Source organism: Amycolatopsis lurida (assembly GCF_900105055.1).
Classification (GTDB): domain Bacteria; phylum Actinomycetota; class Actinomycetes; order Mycobacteriales; family Pseudonocardiaceae; genus Amycolatopsis; species Amycolatopsis lurida.
The window spans coordinates 7,043,278-7,062,739 of record NZ_FNTA01000004.1 but is presented as its reverse complement, the minus strand read 5'-3'; the positions used below and the strand labels follow the sequence as shown (position 1 = coordinate 7,062,739).

The following is a 19,462-nucleotide window of genomic DNA, read 5'->3' as shown; positions in this document are numbered from 1 at the left end:
GGTTCGCCTGTGTTCCGGCTCACTGCGCGGCCACCCACGCCTTCACCACGTCGTCCAGCACGCGCAGCGGCAGGATCCCGTTGCTCAGGACGACCTCGTGGAAGCCCTTGATGTCGAACCGGTCGCCGAGCGCGGCCTCGGCCTCCGCGCGGATCCGCTCGATCTCCAGCCGTCCCACCATGTACGACAGCGCCTGCCCCGGAACGGCGGCGTAGCGGTCGATCTCGGCCTCGATCTCGACCCTGGCCATCGGGGTGTTCTCGGCCAGGTAGTCGACTGCCTGCTGACGGCTCCAGCCGAGCGCGTGCATCCCGGTGTCGACGACGAGCCGCCCGGCGCGCATCGAATCCTGGGTGAGCATGCCGAACCTGGTCAGATCGCTGGAATACAGGCCCATCTCGTCGGCGAGGCGCTCCGAGTAGAGACCCCAGCCTTCGACGTAGGCGTTGACGTCGGCGTGCCCGCGCAACAGCGGCAGGCCCTTGAGCTTGTGCGCGATGCAGATCTGGAAGTGGTGCCCCGGAACGGCTTCGTGGAACGCGATCGCCTCGCTCGTGTGCTTCGGGCGCTGCTCGGCCTCGTGGGTGTTCGCGTAGTAGGTGCCCGGCCGCGAGCCGTCGAGCGACGCCTCGATGTAGTACGCCAGCGTGCCGCCGGGCGCCTCCGCGGGCGGGACCGGCTCGACCTGGCACCGCTCCTCGGGCACGGTCGAGAACCACTGCGGGGCGACGGCTTCGGCGCGGGTGATGGCGTCACGTGCGGCGTCGAGCAGTTCGTCGCCGTCCCGCCAGCGCAGGGCGGGGTCGGTGCGCAGCCGCTCGAAGATCTTCTCGAGATCCTTGGTGCCGAAGATCTTCTCACCCAGCTCGCGGTACTGGTCGGCCAGTTTCGCGATCATGTCGAGGCCGGTGTCGTGCAGGTCCTGGGCGGTGCGCTCCGTGGACGTGTGCGCCCGGATCAGCGCGGCGTACTTCTCCTGCCCGCCAGGGAGCGCGCAGAGACCCGGCTCGGTTTCGGGCTTCGCCACGGGACGCAGCTCGTCGGCGAGGAAGTCGCGGTACCGCCGGTAGGCGGGCCGGACGACTTCGGCCAGCAGCCGGTCGCGTTCGGTTTCGTAGCCCTCCACGGAAACGGACGCGGTGAGCGCCAGCGGATCCCCCGCCTCGTCCCCGAGATAGCGCTCCACGTAAGCGATCCCGCCTTCGACGAGGAAGCCGGGCGGGACCAGCCCGTCGGCCGCCGCCGCGCGCTGGCGCACGATCAGGGCGTCCAGATAGGCGCCCATCCCTTCCAGCCGCTTCAGATAGCCGCGGACCTTTTCCTCGTCGTTCAGCGACAGCACCGAGAGTTCGTTCAGCATGAACAGCGCGGGCGACGCCAGCCCGTCGCTGACCGAGAACTCGGCGGCGCGCGAATCGACGACGTCGACCATCGCCTTCGCCTGCTGGATCACGACCTCGCGGGTGACCACCTCGGCTGAGGAAAGCCCTTCGGTGTCGAGGGCTTCGGCGCGCTCGGCGATGGCGATCGCCGTCGCGCGCTGCGCGGCCGCGGCCTCCGCGCTCGGATCGGGCAGCGCGCCTTCGTCGCCGGGGAGCCCGAGCAGCGAGCGCCACAACGGGAACTCTTCGAACTTGAGCTCCATCAGCTCGTCGGCGAGACCGTTCGGCGTGTCGCCATGGCCGGCGACCCAGTCGCGGACCACGCCGTCCAGCACCGAAAGCGGCAGCGACCCGCCACCGAGCACGACGTCGTGGAAGGCCTTGATGTCGAACCGGCTGCCCAGCTTCAGTTCGGCCTCGGCGCGGATGCGCTGGATCTCCAGCCGTCCCACCATGTACGACAGCGCCTGGCCGGGGAACGCGATGTACCGGTCCACTTCGGACTCGATCTCCACCGGCGCCATCGGCGTGTTCTCGGCGAGGAAGTCGATCGCCTGGCGGCGGCTCCAGCCCAGCGCGTGTAACCCGGTGTCGACCACCAGCCGTCCGGCACGCATCGAATCCATGGTCAGCATGCCGAGCTTCGCGACGTCGTCGGAGTACAGGCCCATCTCGTCGGCGAGGCGCTCGGTGTACAGGCCCCAGCCCTCGGCGTACGCGGTGAAGTCGCCGATGCGGCGCAGCAGCGGGAGTTCGGTGAGCCCCTGCGCGAGGCTCAGCTGGAAGTGGTGGCCGGGGATGGCCTCGTGGAACGCCGTCGCCTCGGCCGCGTGCCGGAACCGCTCCTCCGCCTTGTGGGTGTTGGCGAAGTAGATCCCGGGCCGGGAGCCGTCGACCGCGGGCCACATGTAGTACGCGGCGGGCGCGCCGGGCGCGGATTCGGCGGGAACCGGCTCGACCGTCCACGGCTGCGGCGGGATCCGGCCGAACCACTTCGGCGCCTCGGCCTCGGCCCTGGTGATGGCCGCGCGGGCGGAGTCGAGCATCTCGTCGGCACCGGACCAGCGCAGGGCCGGGTCGGAGCGGAGCTTGGTGAAGATCTCCTGGAGGTCGCTGGTGCCGAAGACCCGCGAGCCGTACTCGCGGTACCCGGCGGCGAGGCCCGCGATCACGTCGAGCCCGGTCTGGTGCAGCTCACGCGGGGTGCGGTCGGTCGTCGTGTGCATCTCGGCGAGCAGGGCGTAGATGCGCTCGCCGTCGGGCAGCCAGCAGACGCCGGGCTTGTCCTCGGGACGGCCGTGCGGCGCGATCTCCTTCGCGAGCACCTCGCGGTACTCCGCGATCGCGGGCCGGACGACGTCACGCAGCAGGTCGGCGCGGCGGGTCTCGAAGTCCTCGTCGGGCGCGGGCTGGCGCAGCAGCGGATCGGCCGACGGCTCGGCGAGGTGCCGGTCGAGGTAGGCGACGGCGGCGTCGACGAGGTACGCGACCGGGACCAGGCCGCGAGCGACGCCGTCACGGTGCCGCTGCGCGGCCTGCCGCAGGTACTCCGGGATCGCGGCGATCCGCCCGAGGTGCGCCTCAGCCTGCGCGCCCGTCCCGACCGACATCATCGGCAGCACGGTGAGCACCTCGGCGGCGGGCGAGATGAACAGGTCACTGACGGTGAACTCGACGAACCGCGAGTCCAGCAGCGCGATCCGCGCCCGCGCCATCGCGATCAGGACGTCACGAGTGGTCTTCTCCTCCGCGCTCAAACCGTCCGTGGCGAGCGCCTCGGCCCGCTCGGCGAACCCGGCCAGCCGCGCGCGGAAGGCGTCCCCGGCGGCCTCGCTGAGATCGCTGAGCCCGGTCGATTCCGGACGGAAGCCCTGCAAAGCGGGCATGACCGGCTCGGCGTCGAAGAGGGCTTCGACGAACTCGTCGGCGAGGGCGGAGACTTCGCTCATGTTTTCTATCCCCAGAGGTCGATGGAGGCGGTAACCCGACCCTAATGGAGACCGCGTACTACCGAAGCCGGGTTTTGCCGCGCTCGGGCGGCCTCTCCCCGCGGCGCCGAGGGCGAGACGGTAGCGTTCCCGGACGTGGCCGTGACCGATCCCGTGGACATCCGCCTGCTCGCCGCCCTCGCGGATCTGGGCAAGGCGGCCGTACACGAACTCGCGGCCAAGGTCGGGATGGACCCGCGCGAGGTCGCGTACCGTCTGGTCGCCCTCTCCGGCAGCGGATTGCCGCTGCTCGTGGGCGTGGAGAGCGACCCGAACGGGCTACGGGCCGCCATCGCGAGCGCGCCGCCTTCATGGGCCCAGCAGCCCCAGCAACCTCCGCAGCCTCAGCGTCCGCCGGGGCATTCGGGCCCGCACAACGTCCAGGGCACCCCCTCCGGGCCGTACAACGTCCAAGGCACGCCGTCGGGCGCGTACAACGTGCACGGCACGCCGTCGGGCCGCTACCCCGGCCCGCCGTCGGCCCCGGTGCGTCAGCCGATGGCGCCGCCTCCGCGGCCGCCCGCCCCGCCGCAGCAGCAGTTCGCGCCGCCCCCGATGGCGCCCGCCGACCCGGTGATGAGCACCTGGGGCGTCCCGCAGACCGCGTCCTGGGCGCGCGGCGACGAACAGCAGGTCACGCCGCAGGCCGCCCCGGAGGGCAAGAAGGGCCGGACCGGTGACGTGATGGAGACCCAGGGCCTGGAGGGCGAGCAGCTCACCGTCCAGCTGCTGGAGGTCCAGGACCCGGCGGACTACCTGTTCAGCGCCGCCGGCTACTCACTGGAAGCCGGGGAACGGTCGGTCGTGGTGCACACCGAGATCACCAACCGCGGGAACATCCCGTTCGTGTCGCTCCCGGACAACTACCTCGAACTGCTCACCGCGGACGGCAAGCCGATCACCAAGGCGCCGGTCTCGCTGACCTCGCGGCCGCCGCACAAGATCGGCGTCCGGCCCGGGGAGACCCTGGGCGGGCACACCGTCTACGTGCTACCGGACGCGACCCGCGTGGTCGCCGTGCGCTGGTCGCCGCGGCCCGAGCCGGACGAGCGCACGCTGACCTGGTCGATCGACGACTGACGCGACCGGCGCCGCGGTAGCGAAGGGCCCCTTCCCCACCCTCAAGGTCAGGGCACCGGCAAAGACACATAACTGCTGGTCAGGCGGGATGTAGGCGGCGATTGCGGCGCCAGCCGGGATTCGCCGCCCTTCGTATGGGGTTGCGGCAGGTGGGCATGTACCGGTCGGGCTCTGAGTGTCCACAGGGAACACGTCCAGGCGGCCGAGTGTCCGATTGGTGGCGATATGCACAGGTCCGCGTGGGGGTCGTGAGTGTTTTGTGTCGTTCTAACGACACAAAACACTCACGACCTCCACGCAAAGTGCACAAACCGGGCATTGTGGCCGGGTGGTGTCCCTTGTGGACACTCAGAGTACGGTCGGCTCCCGCCGGCCAGTCCAGAATCAGAGTGCCGCGCACGACCTTCGAATTACCAAGAGTGACACTGACCAGCAGTTGTGCGACTTGACCCTCAAGGTAGTGAAGGCCCCCTTCACGGAGCTAGGCGCAAGGATGGGGGCCTTCATGTACTTGAGCGCGCTCAGCCGAGCTCGCGCCTAGTTCTCGTCCTGCAAGATCCGCAGCGCGTTGGCCAGGTCGTCCGGGTACTCCGCCTCGAACTCGACCCAGCGCCCGTCGGACGGATGGGCGAAGCCGAGCGTCTTCGCGTGCAGCCACTGCCGGGAGAGCCCGAGCTTGCGCGCCAGCACCGGGTCGGCGCCGTAGGTCAAGTCACCGACGCAGGGATGCTTGAGCGCCGAGAAGTGCACCCGGATCTGGTGTGTGCGCCCGGTCTCCAGTTTGATCTGGGCCAGCGACGCGGCGCGGAAGGCCTCGACGACCTCGTAATGCGTGACACTGGGCCGCCCGCCCTGGACGACGGCGAACTTGTAGTCGTGCCGGGGATGCCGGTCGATCGGCGCGTCGATGGTGCCGCGCGTCGGGTCCGGGTGGCCCTGCACGATGGCGTGGTAGCCCTTGTCGACGGTCCGTTCCTTGAACGCCCGCTTCAGCACGGTGTACGCGTGCTCGCTCTTCGCCACGACCATCACGCCGGTGGTGCCGGCGTCCAGCCGGTGCACGACGCCTTGACGTTCGGCGGCGCCCGAGGTCGCGACGCGCAACCCGGCGGCGGCGAGCCCGCCGACGACGGTCGGCCCGGTCCAGCCGGGGCTCGGGTGCACGGCGACGCCGACCGGCTTCGAAATCACCACGATGTCGTCATCGTCGTGCAGGATCTTCATCCCTTCGACGGGTTCCGCGACGACCTCGACGGCCGAGGCCGGATCGGGCAGCGTCACTTCGAGCAGCCCGCCGGCGGTCAGCCGGTCCGACTTCCCGGCGGGCCTGCCGTCGAGGAGGATCTCGCCGGATTCGGCCAGTTCCGCCACGACCGTGCGGGAAAGTCCCAGCAGTTTCGCCAGCCCCGCGTCGACGCGCATGCCGTCGAGCCCGTCGGGAACGGGCAACATCCGCGCGCTCATTCGCTCGCCGCCTTCTTCTTGTCCTTTGTAGACGTTCCATCGTAGTCCTTGCCCAGCAAGGAAAGGATCACGATGAGCACGCCGCCGACGCAGATCGCGGAGTCGGCGACGTTGAAGATCGCCCAGCCCTGCCCGTTCGGCGCGAACGCGGAGATCATGTCGACCACGTGCCCCTGCAGCGGGCCGGGCGCGCGGAAGATCCGGTCGGTCAGGTTGCCGAGCGCGCCCGCCAGCACCAGGCCGAGGCCGATCGCCCAGCCGACCGAGCGCAGCCGCCGGGACAGCCAGACGATGGCGATCACGACGGCGATCGCGACCAGCGCGAGCACCCAGGTCAGCCCGGTCGCCATCGAGAAGGCGGCCCCGGGGTTGCGCACGAGCTGGAAGTACACGAGCCCGCCGAGGAACTCGACCGGCTGCTTGCCCTCCAGCGTGGACACGGCGATCTGCTTGGTGAGGAGGTCGATCCCCCACAGCACCGCGGCGACGGCGAACACCACGGCGACGCGCTTCTTGGGCAGCGGTGGCGACGGTGGCGCCGTTTCGGGCTCTGTACTCACTCCCCCATTGTCCACTGAGCGTGTTCAGGACTCCTCGGCGGCCGCCTTCGGCCTGCTCAGCAGGGCGGCGAACGCCCCGGCGAGCACGACCAGTGACGACAGCACCAGCGCGAGCTGTCCTCGCGCGAACACGATCGCGCAGAGCACGAACGCCGCGGCCACGACCAGGACCAGGACGCTGCGCTCCAGCCAGGCGAGCCCGGCCAGGCCGAGCGTCAGCAGGATCGCGCTCCGGGTGTCGCCGTCGAGATCGAATTCCCAGTAGCCGACCAGATCCGCCAGCACGATGGCGACCAGTCCACCGAGCGCGATCGCGGCGACCTTCCACCAGCGCAGGGCCTTCGTCCGGATGGCATAGAACAGCACCGTGCCGAGGTAGACCGCGAGGACGGCGAACAGCCAGCCGTCGGTCCGGCCGGCGATGTCGAACGACGCGTCCAGCGCGGCAGCGGTCTCGCGGCTCATCTCGACGCCGTACAAGCTCGCGTACCCGCCATCACCGACCCCATACAGATCCTGGGTCAGGAACCGCCGTCCAGCGGCGGGCGCGTAGGCGAACCATCCCCCGGACCACATCCCGCCGAAAGCCACCACCAGCAACTGGGCGAACCCCAGCAACGCCAGCGGAAACCAGTAACGCGGTCGCTCGTTCCCCATGCGGGGTGAGGGTAGTGGGTCAGGCGCAGAACGGGGGAAGCTCCCGCGGATCGTTCTCCGGCACCCAGCGGCCTTCGGGCTTCTCGTACTGCCAGCGGGCACCGCGGGCGACGATCTGGCGCAGCGCCAGGACGATCCGGTCCACGTGCTCGGTGGTGCTGCCGAGGCCGAGGCTGACCCGCACGGCCTGCTGCCCCGTCGAACCGGCCACGGCGATCAGCCGTTTGGTCGCCACGTGTGCGCAGAACGCGCCGTCTCGCACGCCGATGCCGTATTCCGCGGACAGCACGGCGGCGAGCCAGCCCGGGTCGAAGCCGTCGACGACGAAGCTGAGCGTGCCGACCCGATCGACCGGCGCGTCGAACAGCCGCAGTTCGCCGAATCCGGGGATGGCGGCGAGACCGCGGCGCAGGCGCGCCAGCAGTTCCTCCTCGTGGGCGACGATCCCGTCCCAGTTCGCGGCCAGGGTTTCGCAGGCGACGCCGAGCGCGTAGACGCCGACGGTGTTGGGCGAACCGGCTTCGTGCCGCTCGGGGCCGGAATTCCAGACCACGCCGAGGTTTTCGGAGTCACGGTTGACGAGCTTCGTCGCGCCGCCACCGGCGAGGTACGGCTGAGCCGCACGCAGCCAGTCGGCTCGGCCGATCAGCGCGCCGGCCCCGAAAGGCGCGTACAGCTTGTGCCCCGAGAGCGCGACGTAATCGACGTCCAGTTCGCGCACCGAGATCTTCCGGTGCGGTGCGAGCTGCGCCGCGTCGAGCGCGATCCGGGCGCCGTGCCGCCGCGCGATGGCCGCGATCTCCTTGACGGGCAACAGTTCCCCGGTCACGTTGGACGCGCCGGTGAGCACGACGAGCCGCGGGCCCTGCGGGCAGTCCGCGAGCGCTTCGTCCACAGCGGACACCGCGGCGAGGCGGGTCCGAGGGGTTTCGATCCGGCGGACGTTCGGTCCCTTCCACGGCAGCAGCGCGGCGTGGTGCTCGGTGTCGAACACGACGACCGAGGTGTGTTTCGGCAGGCTGCGCGCGAGAAGGTTGAAGGAATCGGTGGTGTTGCGGGTGAACACGACGGTGTCGGTCGACCGCGCGTCGACGAAGTCACGCAGGATTCCGCGCGTACGCTCGTAAAGCTTGGTCGAGACCTGCGAAGCGAAGCCGGCGCCGCGGTGCACACTGGCGTACCAGGGCAGGAATTCGTCGACCGCGGCACGCACCTTGTCCAGGCAGGGAGCGCTCGCCGCGTGATCGAGGTTGGCGTATCCGATGTCGCCGCCGGTGACCAGCGGAACCCGGAGATCGGCGCACGCGACCGCCGGGATCCGGTGCGGGGCAACGTCTTCAGCGGGGGTGCTGGTGCGTTCGAGAGCGAGAGTCATCGTCATCCTCCGGGCCAGGGGACCCACCGAGGATCCCGCGCTTGCCCGTCGCACCACGCGACGAGCCAGGTCCTCACCCGGGGCACCCCACCGCGGAAGGAGGGTTGCCGGTCAGCTAGCCGGGGCTTGACGCTGACACTCGTGACCTACGGACGAAGTTAGCGGATGGGCGGCCGATCGAGCCAGCCCTTGTCCGCATCTTGAGACGCCGCTCACGTGCTCCGCAAGCGGGAAGAACCGCTGCCCGGCGCCGCGCCGCGCCGGGCAACGGCAGGTCAGACCCGGAATCGGCCGGGCAGCGGGACGGTCGCGCGGGAGGAGACCTCGGTCGCGGTGCCGGAGTACTGATCGGTGCCCGCGGTGAACTGCCAGCCGCCGAAGGTCTTGCCGTCGACGGCTTCGCCGTAGGCCTCGGCGACCTTGGTCGAGACCTCGTCGTAGGACAGGCCGTTCCAGTTGCCCGCGCCGACCCCGAAGTCGCGCGAGTCGCCGCCCTGCGCGGCGGCCGCGGGCAGGGTCCACAGGGTGAAGTGCACGTGGGCGCCGGTGCTGCGGCCACCACAGGGCAGCGCGTTGCCGGTCCGGCCGAGAGCGTCGCCCGGGGCGACCTTCTGGCCGTCGGTGACCGCGATGCCCTCCAGGTGGTAGTACCCGGTCCGCCAGCCGCCGTCGTGGTCGACGGTCACCCAGTCGCCGCCGGAACAGTGCTGGATCCGGACCGTGCCCGCCAGCGGGGCGCGAACGGTCTTGTCCCCGGGGCTGAAGTCGATGGCGTTCTTCACGCCGGAGGTGCCGTTGTCCGAGTGGATCCCCGCCGAGTAGACCGACTGGCCCGGCTCGAAGGGCAGCCCGAACGCGGGAAAGGCGCCGGCCGCGGAGGCGGCGGGAGCAGAGAGAACCACCCCGACGAGTGCGGCAGTGACCCCCAGACCAGCGAACCGCGCAGGAAGCTTCGTCACCTTGCGTACTCCTTACCCCGTGACACTCACCCATTCGATGGAGTCGATTGCGGGGAAAGTAATCCAAAAGGAGTACAAATGGGAAGAAGTTTCTGAGATCAACCGACGAACAGCTGGTGGCGGTTCGTGACCTACTGGCCGGATTCGCCCTTCCACCTGGCGAGACGGCCCGCGCGGTCAACGGCCCGCAGGCGTCGTTCGGCCGCGTCACGGGCTTCGGCGGTGGTCACGACGAGTAACTGGTCGTGCTCCTGAAGCCGGGTGTTCTTGTTCGGCGTGAAGCCGGAGCCGTCGCGGACGAGGAGGCTGATCGTCGCCCCCACCGGCAGGCGCAGCTCGGCCAGGTACACGCCGTGCATCTTCGATCCCTTGTGGATCCGGACCTGCAGGAGTTCCGCGCCCATCTCGTCGAGCGGCGCGGAGTCGACGTCGATCTCGTGCGCCTCGGCGTGCTGGGCCAGCCCGAGGATTCTCGCGAGCGGGGTCAGCGTGGCCCCTTGGAGCAGCGTCAACACGATGACCAGCACGAACACCGCGTCGACCAGCTCCTGCGCGCCCGGCACGCCGGACGACAGCGGGATCAACGCGAGCACGATCGGGACCGCCCCGCGCAGCCCGGCCCAGGACAGGAACACCTGTTCTCGCCAGGGGATCTTGAATGGCAGCGCCGACAGCAGTACCGACAGCGGGCGGGCGAGCAGCAGCACGACCGCGCCCGCGACCAGGCCCTGGACCAGGCTTTCGAAGATCCTGCTCGGCGAGGCGAACAGGCCGAGCAACACGAACAGGCCGATCTGCGCGAGCCAGCCGAGCCCTTCGGCGAAGGACAGCGTGTCCGAGCGGTGCGGCAGCTTCGAGTTCCCCAGCACCAGGGCCGCGACGTAGGTGGCGAGCAGGCCCGACGCGTGGGCGAGCTGCCCGCTCGAATACGCCACGACGCAGACCGCGACCGTGGCCAGCGGGTACAGACCGGTGGCGGGAAGCGCCGCCCGGCGCAACGCGAACGCCCCGCCCCAGCCGAAGGCCAGGCCGATCACCAGCCCGGCGGCGAGTTCGTAGACCACCAGCAGCGGCAGCGACCAGTCGATGGTCGCGCCCTCGGCGAGGACGACGACGGCGATGTAGGCCGGGGCGTCGTTGATCCCCGACTCGATCTCCAGCGCGCCGACGAGCCGCTTGCCGATCCCCGCGGATCTCAGCACCGAGAAGACCGCGGCGGCGTCGGTCGAGGCCAGTACCGCGCCCCACAGCAACGCCATCCGCCAGTCCAGGCCCAGCAACCAGTGCAGGGCGGCGCCGGTGACCGCGATACTCACCACAACGGCCACTGTGGACAGTGCGATTCCGATGCCCAGCGACGGTTTCACGGCCGACCACCGGGTGGTGAGGCCCCCTTCGGACAGGATCATCACCAGCGCGGCGAGGCCGAGCGACTGGGTGAGCTCGGGGTTGTCGTACTGGATGCCGAACCCGGCTTCGCCGAGCAGGACCCCCATCCCCAGATACAGCAGCAGCGAAGGAAGACCGACGCGGATCGACACCCGGACGGCGATCACGGCGACGAGAAGCACGGCGCCACCGGTGCCGAGGATGAGCGGGAGTTGCTCCATGTCGCCTCCCGTTCCGGTCGCCGTGAGGGCTCCAGAATAGTGAGGCGGTGCTCGTCACACGTTCGTGTACCGGTCGGAAAGCGCCCGGGCAACCTGTGTTACAGACTGTCCACTAGGGACTGCGCAGGGCCACCAGGTCGACGCCGAGTACCGCGAACGGCTTTTCCGCCGCGGGAAGGACCTTCACCGCGCGGTTGCCCTCACGGGACAACCAGCCGGCGCCCACTCCGTGAGACAGTAACGCCGCGGGCACCCGGCCCGCCAAATGATCACGCCGGACCGTCCAATCCAGACAGTCGCGCAGCATCGGGCGGCGCCCGTCGTCGATCTCCACCCCGAGCGCGTCGAGCACCTCCCGTCCGCGACCGGTCAGCGTCAGGCCGCCCGCGTCGTCGATCAACCCGGCGGCGAGCATCCCGTCCCGCAGCGCGACCCCGACCGTCCCGGCGAGGTGGTCGTAGCAGGTCCTCGCGAACTCGAGCCGCTTCACCCGCACCGACGACCGTAACCCCTTCACCGGCCGGTGTTCGGCGTGCTGCGCCAGATGCTCGATCAGTTCCGCCACCCGGGGGTCGGCTATCCGGACGTAACTGTGCCTCCCCTGCTTGACCCGCACGACGAAGCCTGCCTCGGCCAGCTTCGTCACGTGCTCGCTCGCCGTCGACGCGGCCACTCCGGCCGCGCCCGCCAGCTCGGTCACCGTCCAAGCTCGCCCGTCGAGCAGCGCGAGACACATCGACGCGCGGCTCGGATCGGCGAGCACGGCCGCGACTTCGGCCAGGGCGATCGTCTCCATGCGTTCACCGTAGAAGACCCACGGTTCGGTGACCGCCGAAGCGTCAGCCCGCCAGGAACTTCGCCGCCAGCTGCACCGCGGGTTTGGAGTCATTGGAACCCTGGAGCATGACGGCGAAAGCGACGTCCCCGCGGTAGCCGACGAACCAGCCGTTGGCGTCCGCACCCGATCCGAACTGTGCCGTCCCGGTCTTGCCGAAGACCGCTCCACTGCCCTTCAGCGCCTTCGCGGTCCCAGTCGTGCAGACCTCGCGCATCATCGCGCGGACCTGGTTCAGCACCCCGGCCGGCGGTGCCTGATATCCGGCGTTGACCTTGGTCTCCAGTCCCTGCCACAGCTTCGGGACCACCGGTTTCCCGGTGGCGACGGTCGCGGCCATGAGCGCCGCGCCCAGCGGGCTGACCTGAACCCTCCCCTGCCCGATCCCGGCTTCGACCTGCTCGTCACCGCTGCCGGACGGCTCCACTTTCCCGGTCTCCGTCGCGAGCCCAGGGATCTCGAAGTCGGCGTTGAGGCCGAACTGGCTCGCGGCCTTCGCGAGACCGTCCGCGGGCAGCTGCTTGGCAAGCCGCCCAAAGGTCGTGTTGCACGACGCGGCGAACGCCGTCTTCAACGAGACGGTCCCCAGGTCGAACCCGTTGTCGTTCTTGAGGGTGCGGGTCCCGATCTGTTCACTGCCCGGGCAGGCCAACGGGGAGTCGGCGGTGACGCCGCCCTGCTGCAACGCCGCGGTCGCCGTGGCGATCTTGAAGGCCGAACCCGGCGAATACAAGCCGTTGAGCGCGTCCGGCCGGTTCCCGGCCGCGCCGTTCTGCGCGACCGCCAGGAGCTCACCCGACGTCTTCATCGCGACGATGATCGCCGGCCCCTGGAAGCCGTCGACGGCTTTCTGGGCGGCGGTCTGGGAGGCCACGCTCACCGTCGAGGCCAGCGGTTTGTCGGTCTCGACGGCTTGCCCGAAGAGCGTTTCGACCGGTTTGCCGGAGGCGTCGACGCGCGACACGGTGACGGTGGCCGGGGTTCCGGTGCCGCCGTTCTGCTCGGACGCGACCTTGGACAACGCGCCTTGCAGGATCGGCGCGACACCCGCCGCGTCACCGCCGACGAGGGCCTTGCCGTCGCGGTCGGCCACGATCGGTTTGGCCGAAACCGGAGCGACGGCGAGCCGCTGCCCGGCTTCGAGCTTCGGGTGGATCACCGACATCGCCCAGCGGACGACCCATTTCCCGGCATTGCGCACCAGGTCCAGCTTGCCTTCGTATTTCCAGACGCTGTTGCCGGCGAAAGTCCACGCGGTGTGGAAGGTGGCCGACGTCGAGGTCGCGTCACCCGGCGTCGTCGGGACCTCGCCTAGGGAGGTCTTGACCGAGGCCCCGCTGAGAGCGTTTCGCGTCCCGGTCAACGCGGCCGTGGCCGCCGCCGGATCGTCGACCGGGGCGGTGGTCAGGTCACCCGTGTCGAACAGCCGCAGAAACCGGGTGGCGACCTGCGCCGGGCTGTCCTGCGGGTTCGCGGTGGACTCCCCCGGGCCGACGGCGGCCGCGGGCGCCCGGTCCTCCTTGACCAGCAGCACCACCGCGGCCACCACGACGGCGACGACCGCCAGCGCGGCGCCGATCAGGATGCCTCTTTTCCGGGCAGGACTCATGGATTCGCTCTCCCCCATACGGCGCGCCCCTCGCGCGCCCCGGGCGCCAGCCTGCCGATTTCCCTCGCGCAAGGCGTGCTTCGGACGGGAAAGCGGCTGATCCGAATCCGTTTCGTGATCCCGGTGATCGGCACCTCGCGACTGCGACGAAAGGCCCCTTCATAGCAAAATTTGCCATGAAGGGGCCTTTCATGTCGCTTGCGAGGGTCAGGCCTTGGTGACCGCCACGGTCACCTTCGTGCCCTCACCGACCGTCCCGGCCGAGCCATCGGCGACATCGCCGTAGGCCACCGAAGTCGCCAGCGTCTCCGACGCGATGAACTCCTCGTGCGTCTTCGCGGCCGTGACCACCTCTTCCGGCGCGTCGACCGTCAGCGCGATCCGGTCGGCGACGTCGAGCCCGGCGTCGCGGCGGGCCTGCTGCACGACCCGGACCAGGTCACGGGCCAAGCCCTCGGCCGCCAACTCGTCGGTCACTTCGGTGTCGAGCAGCACCAGCCCGGCGCCGCCGGGCAGCTCCGCGGCCGCGCCACCGCCCTTGGCGACCAGACGCCGGTCGTACTCGCCTTCGACGAGCTCGATCCCGGCGGCCACGACGGCGCCGCTCTCCGACGTCGTCCACTCACCGGCCTTGACGGCCTTGATCACCGTCTGGACGTCCTTGCCCAGCCGCGGTCCGGCGGCGCGGGCGTTCACCGCGACCTCGAAACCGCCGTGTGCGGCGACGTCCGTGGTCAGCTCGACGGATTTGACGTTGACCTCGTCGCGCAGGATGTCGGTGAAGTCGCGCAGCGAGTCGGCCTCGTGCGCGGCGACGACCAGCTTGGCCAGCGGCAGCCGCACCCGCAGCTTGTTCGACTTCCGCAGCGAGAGCGCCGAAGACGCCACCTGGCGCACCCGGTCCATCGCCGTCACCAGCGCCGCGTCGGCGGGCAGGTCGAGCGCGTTCGGCCAGTCGGTCAGGTGCACCGAACGGCCGCCGGTCAGCCCGCGCCAGACGACCTCGGTGGTCAGCGGCAGCAGCGGTGCCACCACCCGTGACGTCACCTCCAGCACGGTGTGCAGGGTGTCGATCGCGTCCTGCTCGCCCGCCCAGAACCGGTCACGCGACCGGCGCACGTACCAGTTCGTCAGCACCTCGAGGAAGTCACGGACCGTCGAACACGCACCGGCGACGTCGTAGGTGTCGAGCGCGTGCTCGACGTCGGTCACCAGTTCGTGCGTCTTCGCCAGCACGTACCGGTCGAGGATGTGCTTCGAATCCGTGCGCCACTGGCCTTCCACGCCCTCGGCGTTCGCGTAGAGCGCCAGGAAGTAGTACGAGTTCCACAGCGGGAGCACGGCCTGGCGGACGGCGTCGCGGATGCCCTTGTCGGTGACGACCAGGTTCCCGCCGCGCAGGATCGGGCTCGCCATCAGGTACCAGCGCATCGCGTCGGAGCCGTCGCGGTCGAAGACCTCGTTGACGTCCGGGTAGTTGCGCAGCGACTTGGACATCTTCTGGCCGTCCGAGCCGAGCACGATCCCGTGCGAGATGCAGGTGCGGAACGCCGGCCGGTCGAACAGCGCGGTCGCCAGCACGTGCAGGACGTAGAACCAGCCGCGGGTCTGACCGATGTACTCGACGATGAAGTCGCCCGGGTAGTGGTGCTCGAACCATTCGGTGTTCTCGAACGGATAGTGCACCTGCGCGTACGACATCGAACCCGAGTCGAACCAGACGTCCAGCACGTCCTCGATCCGGCGCATGGTGGACTTCCCGGTCGGGTCGTCCGGGTTGGGCCGGGTCAGCTCGTCGATGAAGGGCCGGTGCAGGTTCTCCAGCCGCACGCCGAAGTCACGCTCGATCTCGTCGAGCGAGCCGTAGACGTCCGTGCGCGGGTACGCCGGGTCGTCGGACTGCCACACCGGGATCGGCGTGCCGAAGTACCGGTTGCGGGAGACCGACCAGTCGCGGGCGTTCTCCAGCCACTTGCCGAACTGACCGTCCTTGACGTTCTCCGGGTACCAGGTGATCTGCTGGTTCAGCTCGACCATCCGGTCCTTGAACTCGGTCACCGCGACGAACCACGACGAGACGGCGCGGTAGATCAGCGGGTTGCGGCAGCGCCAGCAGTGCGGGTACGGGTGCTCGTAGGTCTCGTGACGCAGCAGGACCGCGCCCTGACGGCCGGCCGAACCGGTGCCGTTCTTGAGATCCTTGATGATGTTCGGGTTGGCGTCGAAGACCTGCTGGCCCTCGTAATCCGAGACGGTCGCGTCGAACTTGCCCTGCGCGTCCACCGGCGTGACCGGGACGATGCCCGCCGCGTCGGTGACGACCTTGTCCTCTTCACCGTAGGCGGGCGCGATGTGGACGACACCGGTGCCGTCCTCGGTGGTGACGTAGTCCGCGGACAGCACGCGGTGCGCGTTCTCGTGCCCGGCGAAGTACGGGAACGGCGGGGCGTAACGGGTTCCGAGCAGCTCGGTGCCGGTGTAGTGCCCGACAATACTGAATTCGCCCTCCTCACCGAGCTCGCGGGCGTACGCGGCGACGCGCGCTTCGGCGAGCAGGAACCGCTTGCCGTCGCTTTCCACCACGACGTACCGCACATCCGGGTGCACCGCGGTCGCGAGGTTGGACGGCAGCGTCCACGGCGTCGTGGTCCAGATCAGCAGATAGGTACCGTCGAGCTCGTTGTCGTTGCCCTCCAAGCGGAAACCGACCGTGACGGCCGGGTCCTGACGGCTGGCGTAGACGTCGTCGTCCATCCGCAGCTCGTGGTTGGACAGCGGGGTCTCGTCGCGCCAGCAGTAGGGCAGCACGCGGTAGCCCTCGTAGACCAGGCCCTTGTCCCACAGCTGCTTGAACGCCCAGATGACCGACTCCATGTAGGACAGGTCGAGCGTCTTGTAGTCGTTGTCGAAGTCGACCCAGCGGGCCTGGCGGGTGACGTAGTCCTGCCATTCGCCGGTGTAGCGCAGCACGGACTCGCGGCAGGCCTCGTTGAAGACGTCGATGCCCATCGCGTCGATCTCGGACTTCTCGGTGATCCCGAGCTGGCGCATGGCCTCGAGTTCGGCGGGCAGGCCGTGGGTGTCCCAGCCGAAGCGGCGCTCGACGCGCTTGCCCTTCATGGTCTGGTAACGGGGCACCAGGTCCTTCACGTACCCGGTGAGCAGGTGACCGTAGTGCGGGAGACCGTTGGCGAACGGCGGTCCGTCGTAGAAGACGTACTCGTTCGAACCGTTGACGCCGGGGTCGCGAGCGTCGATCGAGGCCTGGAAGGTCCGATCGGATTCCCAATACGCGAGGACGCGCTTTTCCGACTCGGGGAACGAAGGCTGGGACGGGACGCCGGTCTCGCCGTCCATCTGTGCCTTGGGATACATCTTCGGTGCTCCTCGCGGTTCGTCTCACTCGTACGGGCTCGCGCCCACACGGGGACGAGACGGCCGTTTCCGGCGCGTTCCGCGGTACCACCCCGCTTGCCCGGCCGGTTGGTGTTCCGGCTGGGCCGCTCATTCGACGGCTGTGACGGGCCGTACCCGTCCGGTTCTACTGAGGGCCTGGGCCCTGTTCTTCCGGAGGCTCCCCGGTGATGGCCGGATCGGTGCCAGTTCATTCAAGGGTAGCGCGCGGGGGCAACCGGGTTGTCCGGGGTGGGCTTATCGTTCGTGTGCCGGCTCCGGCTTCCCCCGCAGTGGGGACGATCGCGAAGCTCCGAGGGATGGCGCGTGGTGACGGTTTCTCGACGAGCCCCGTCGCCCCTCCGAGGAATTCGGCCCAGGCTCGCCTCCCTCGAAGCCGGCGGCAATGCGCAGTGAGAGGTCGACGGTTTTAGCGATACTGCGGGCATGACGCGAGAAGGCCGGCTCGCCGGACAGACACCCACCTTCACGGCCCTGGGCGGCAAGCGGGTCGACAGATGGGCCGGCGTGGAGCTGGCACTGCGGGAAGATGCTGCGGGAACCGGCCCGCACTTCGCCGACCCCGACGTTCCTTGCCTTCAGCTGTACTGGCTTCAGACTTGGCTGGACGACGGCACCGCGGTGGAGATCGGCACCTACCAGGACGACGACGGCTTCGGCCTCCACGGCCACTCGTCGGACAAAGCGTATGACGACGGCCGTTGGAACGGGATCTATCGCTGGCGGTCCTTTCCCGAGTTGCCCACCGGTTGGATCGATCGCGTCACTGTCTTCCCCGAGCGGCATTTCCTGGCCGAAGTTCACTTCCGGATCGGGGCACGGCCGCTGGCGCTGGTCGCGGGCGAACTGGAGGAGACGCACGAGGGCGGGCTGATCTTCCAACGGCTCGACGAATCGGTCCTTGCCTTTACTGATCTTGTCGCGTTTGAACGTGTCCCTTGGAACACGGCGCGACAAGTCCACCCCGCAGCCTTCTGAGAGCCTGGGCGTGTAGGGCGTTATACGGTCTCGAGCCGGCCTCTGGTCCTGCAAAGCGGGGTCGGCGAGGCGGCACCGGCGCGACTCGACTTCGAAAGCTTCGGGGTTCGGCCTATGTCCTGAGGTGCATCGTGTTCCGTCTCGGCGTCCCGGTGGGGTCGAGGTAGGCGGGTGGGGTGAACTCTGGCAGTCCGTCTTGGGCGATCTGGACTTTCCATTCGCTGTGGTGGATGAGGCGGTGGTGTTTGGTGCACAGCAACACGAGGTTGTCGATCTTCGTTTCGCCGTGGTGCCGCCAGAAGACAATGTGGTGTGCGGTGCAGCGCGGTACGGGCATGTCGCAGCCCGGGAACGCGCAACCGCCGTCGCGGAGAGTGAGCGCGTATTTCTGGGCCAGGGACACGGTCCGTTTCGACCGGCCGATGTCCAAGGGCTCGCCCGCGGTGCCGAGAACACCCGGTCGCACGCGGGCGTCGCAGGCGAGGATGCGGGCATCGGTGGCGCTGATCGGCCCCACCAGATCCAGGTGCGCCTCGCCGATATCCCGGATCAAGTCGTCGTAGGACATGGTGACCAAAATGTGGGTCGCCTCGCCTGCTTGGCCGGGAAGGTTACGGCTGGTCGTCTTCAACCGCACATAGTCGGTGAACGCGTCCCCATAGCGTTCGTCCTGGCTGCGGGAGTCCCGCAGCCCGTCGATCGCCTTATGCGGCTTGGCCATCGGATCCAGATCGGATTTCAACCGGGCATAGGTCTCCAGATCGAGGGTGCCCTTCAGGCCGAGAGTGCCGTCGCGGTGCTTGACGAACCGCAACTCCGGCCGAGTGTCCTTCGGGTCCTCGTTACGGGGTTCTTTCCCGTCGGGGTCGAGTTCGTCCAGCAGACGCCGTCCGGCGCGGGCGATCTGCCGCGGCCCCGCCCGACGAGCCAACTCGACCAGGATCGCCTCCCCCGCCCTCACCTCCTCCTCCGGCACGCTGGACGGGATACGGGCCAGGGTGCGGATGATCGCGTCGACCTGCGACCCGCCGATCGCGCCCTCCGCAGCAGCCTGAGCGGTCAACGGGGCCAGCGGTGGTTCAGCCTCACCGCCGATCGAGGGGCCGGAGTGCAGGGCCAGGACGCGGTCGGCGCGGGCGGAAGCTTCCTTGTCGGTCACCAGGAAGTCCTCGAATATCAATGCCGCCAAGGTCGAATGCCCGCTGCATCCGCGCACCCCACGGGAATTGATTTCCGCCAGGATCGCGTTCTGCTCCGCATCCGCCCGCCGCTTCAAGACTTCCAGTTCCTGTTTACGGGCATGCAGCGTCGCGGTATCGACGCGCCACCAATCGGTGGACGTCCCCTGGAATGCATCATCGCTGGCCATGACCCCAAAACTACCCTCACTCGAACACATGAGCTAGCTCAAACGGCCCAGCAAAGAAAATTGGCCAAAATAACATTGGCGAAGGGGCCCTTAAGCGGCGAAGCGCCTTTAAGAACGCGAAGACGCCCATAAACATCAGATAGCCTCAGGACGCGAATTGCCTTCCCACGACTCGCCGCGAG

At 69.2% G+C, this 19,462-nt stretch carries 13 protein-coding genes and 1 riboswitch; of the genes, 2 read left to right on the top strand and 11 right to left on the bottom strand.

Annotated features, from left to right (window positions below):
• Window positions 1-19: 19 nt before the first annotated feature.
• A complete protein-coding gene (locus tag BLW75_RS38485) occupies window positions 20-3,331 on the bottom strand; it encodes a DUF885 domain-containing protein (protein WP_034319154.1) in 3,312 nt (1,103 codons plus the stop codon).
• A 135-nt stretch (window positions 3,332-3,466) separates the two neighbouring features.
• Here BLW75_RS38485 and BLW75_RS38480 point away from each other — a divergent pair, with 135 nt between their 5' ends.
• A complete protein-coding gene (locus BLW75_RS38480; protein WP_034319156.1) occupies window positions 3,467-4,450 on the top strand; it encodes an AsnC family protein in 984 nt (327 codons plus the stop codon).
• Between the two features lie 537 nt (window positions 4,451-4,987).
• Here BLW75_RS38480 and BLW75_RS38470 read toward each other — a convergent pair.
• The 9 genes from BLW75_RS38470 to ileS all read right to left on the bottom strand — a co-directional run bounded on the left by BLW75_RS38470 (window position 4,988) and on the right by ileS (window position 16,894).
• Window positions 4,988-5,914, bottom strand: coding sequence for an RluA family pseudouridine synthase (locus BLW75_RS38470; RefSeq protein ID WP_034319162.1), 927 nt, complete (start codon window positions 5,912-5,914; stop codon window positions 4,988-4,990).
• Window positions 5,911-6,474, bottom strand: a complete 564-nt coding sequence (gene lspA / locus BLW75_RS38465) for a signal peptidase II (protein WP_034319164.1) — start codon at window positions 6,472-6,474, stop codon at window positions 5,911-5,913. The genes BLW75_RS38470 and lspA overlap by 4 nt, the downstream gene beginning before the upstream one ends.
• 24 nt (window positions 6,475-6,498) lie before the next feature.
• Window positions 6,499-7,131, bottom strand: coding sequence for a hypothetical protein (locus tag BLW75_RS38460; protein ID WP_091599254.1), 633 nt, complete (start codon window positions 7,129-7,131; stop codon window positions 6,499-6,501).
• 19 nt (window positions 7,132-7,150) lie between these two features.
• Window positions 7,151-8,506: an aminotransferase class V-fold PLP-dependent enzyme gene (locus tag BLW75_RS38455; protein ID WP_034319166.1), complete on the bottom strand. Its 1,356-nt coding sequence runs from the start codon at window positions 8,504-8,506 to the stop codon at window positions 7,151-7,153.
• A 32-nt stretch (window positions 8,507-8,538) separates the two neighbouring features.
• A riboswitch (SAM riboswitch) is annotated at window positions 8,539-8,653 on the bottom strand.
• Between the two features lie 128 nt (window positions 8,654-8,781).
• Window positions 8,782-9,465 (bottom strand): M23 family metallopeptidase, encoded by a 684-nt coding sequence (locus BLW75_RS38450; RefSeq protein WP_034319168.1) that lies wholly within the window; start codon window positions 9,463-9,465, stop codon window positions 8,782-8,784.
• Between the two features lie 131 nt (window positions 9,466-9,596).
• A complete protein-coding gene (locus tag BLW75_RS38445; RefSeq protein ID WP_034319170.1) occupies window positions 9,597-11,075 on the bottom strand; it encodes a potassium/proton antiporter in 1,479 nt (492 codons plus the stop codon).
• Window positions 11,076-11,187: 112 nt separating this feature from the next.
• On the bottom strand, window positions 11,188-11,871 hold the full coding sequence (locus BLW75_RS38440) for an ArsR/SmtB family transcription factor (protein WP_034319173.1): 684 nt from the start codon (window positions 11,869-11,871) through the stop codon (window positions 11,188-11,190).
• A gap of 43 nt (window positions 11,872-11,914) precedes the next feature.
• Window positions 11,915-13,519: a penicillin-binding transpeptidase domain-containing protein gene (locus tag BLW75_RS38435; RefSeq protein WP_034319176.1), complete on the bottom strand. Its 1,605-nt coding sequence runs from the start codon at window positions 13,517-13,519 to the stop codon at window positions 11,915-11,917.
• Window positions 13,520-13,726: 207 nt separating this feature from the next.
• Window positions 13,727-16,894 (bottom strand): isoleucine--tRNA ligase, encoded by a 3,168-nt coding sequence (gene ileS, locus BLW75_RS38430; protein ID WP_034319179.1) that lies wholly within the window; start codon window positions 16,892-16,894, stop codon window positions 13,727-13,729.
• Between the two features lie 465 nt (window positions 16,895-17,359).
• Between ileS and BLW75_RS38425 the strand changes: the two genes are divergently transcribed.
• A complete protein-coding gene (locus tag BLW75_RS38425; protein WP_034319181.1) occupies window positions 17,360-17,911 on the top strand; it encodes a hypothetical protein in 552 nt (183 codons plus the stop codon).
• Between the two features lie 112 nt (window positions 17,912-18,023).
• Here the strand turns inward: BLW75_RS38425 and BLW75_RS38420 are convergent, their stop codons facing one another.
• Entirely contained in the window at window positions 18,024-19,280 is a 1,257-nt protein-coding gene (locus BLW75_RS38420) for an HNH endonuclease signature motif containing protein (RefSeq protein ID WP_034319184.1), read from the bottom strand.
• Window positions 19,281-19,462 lie beyond the last annotated feature (182 nt).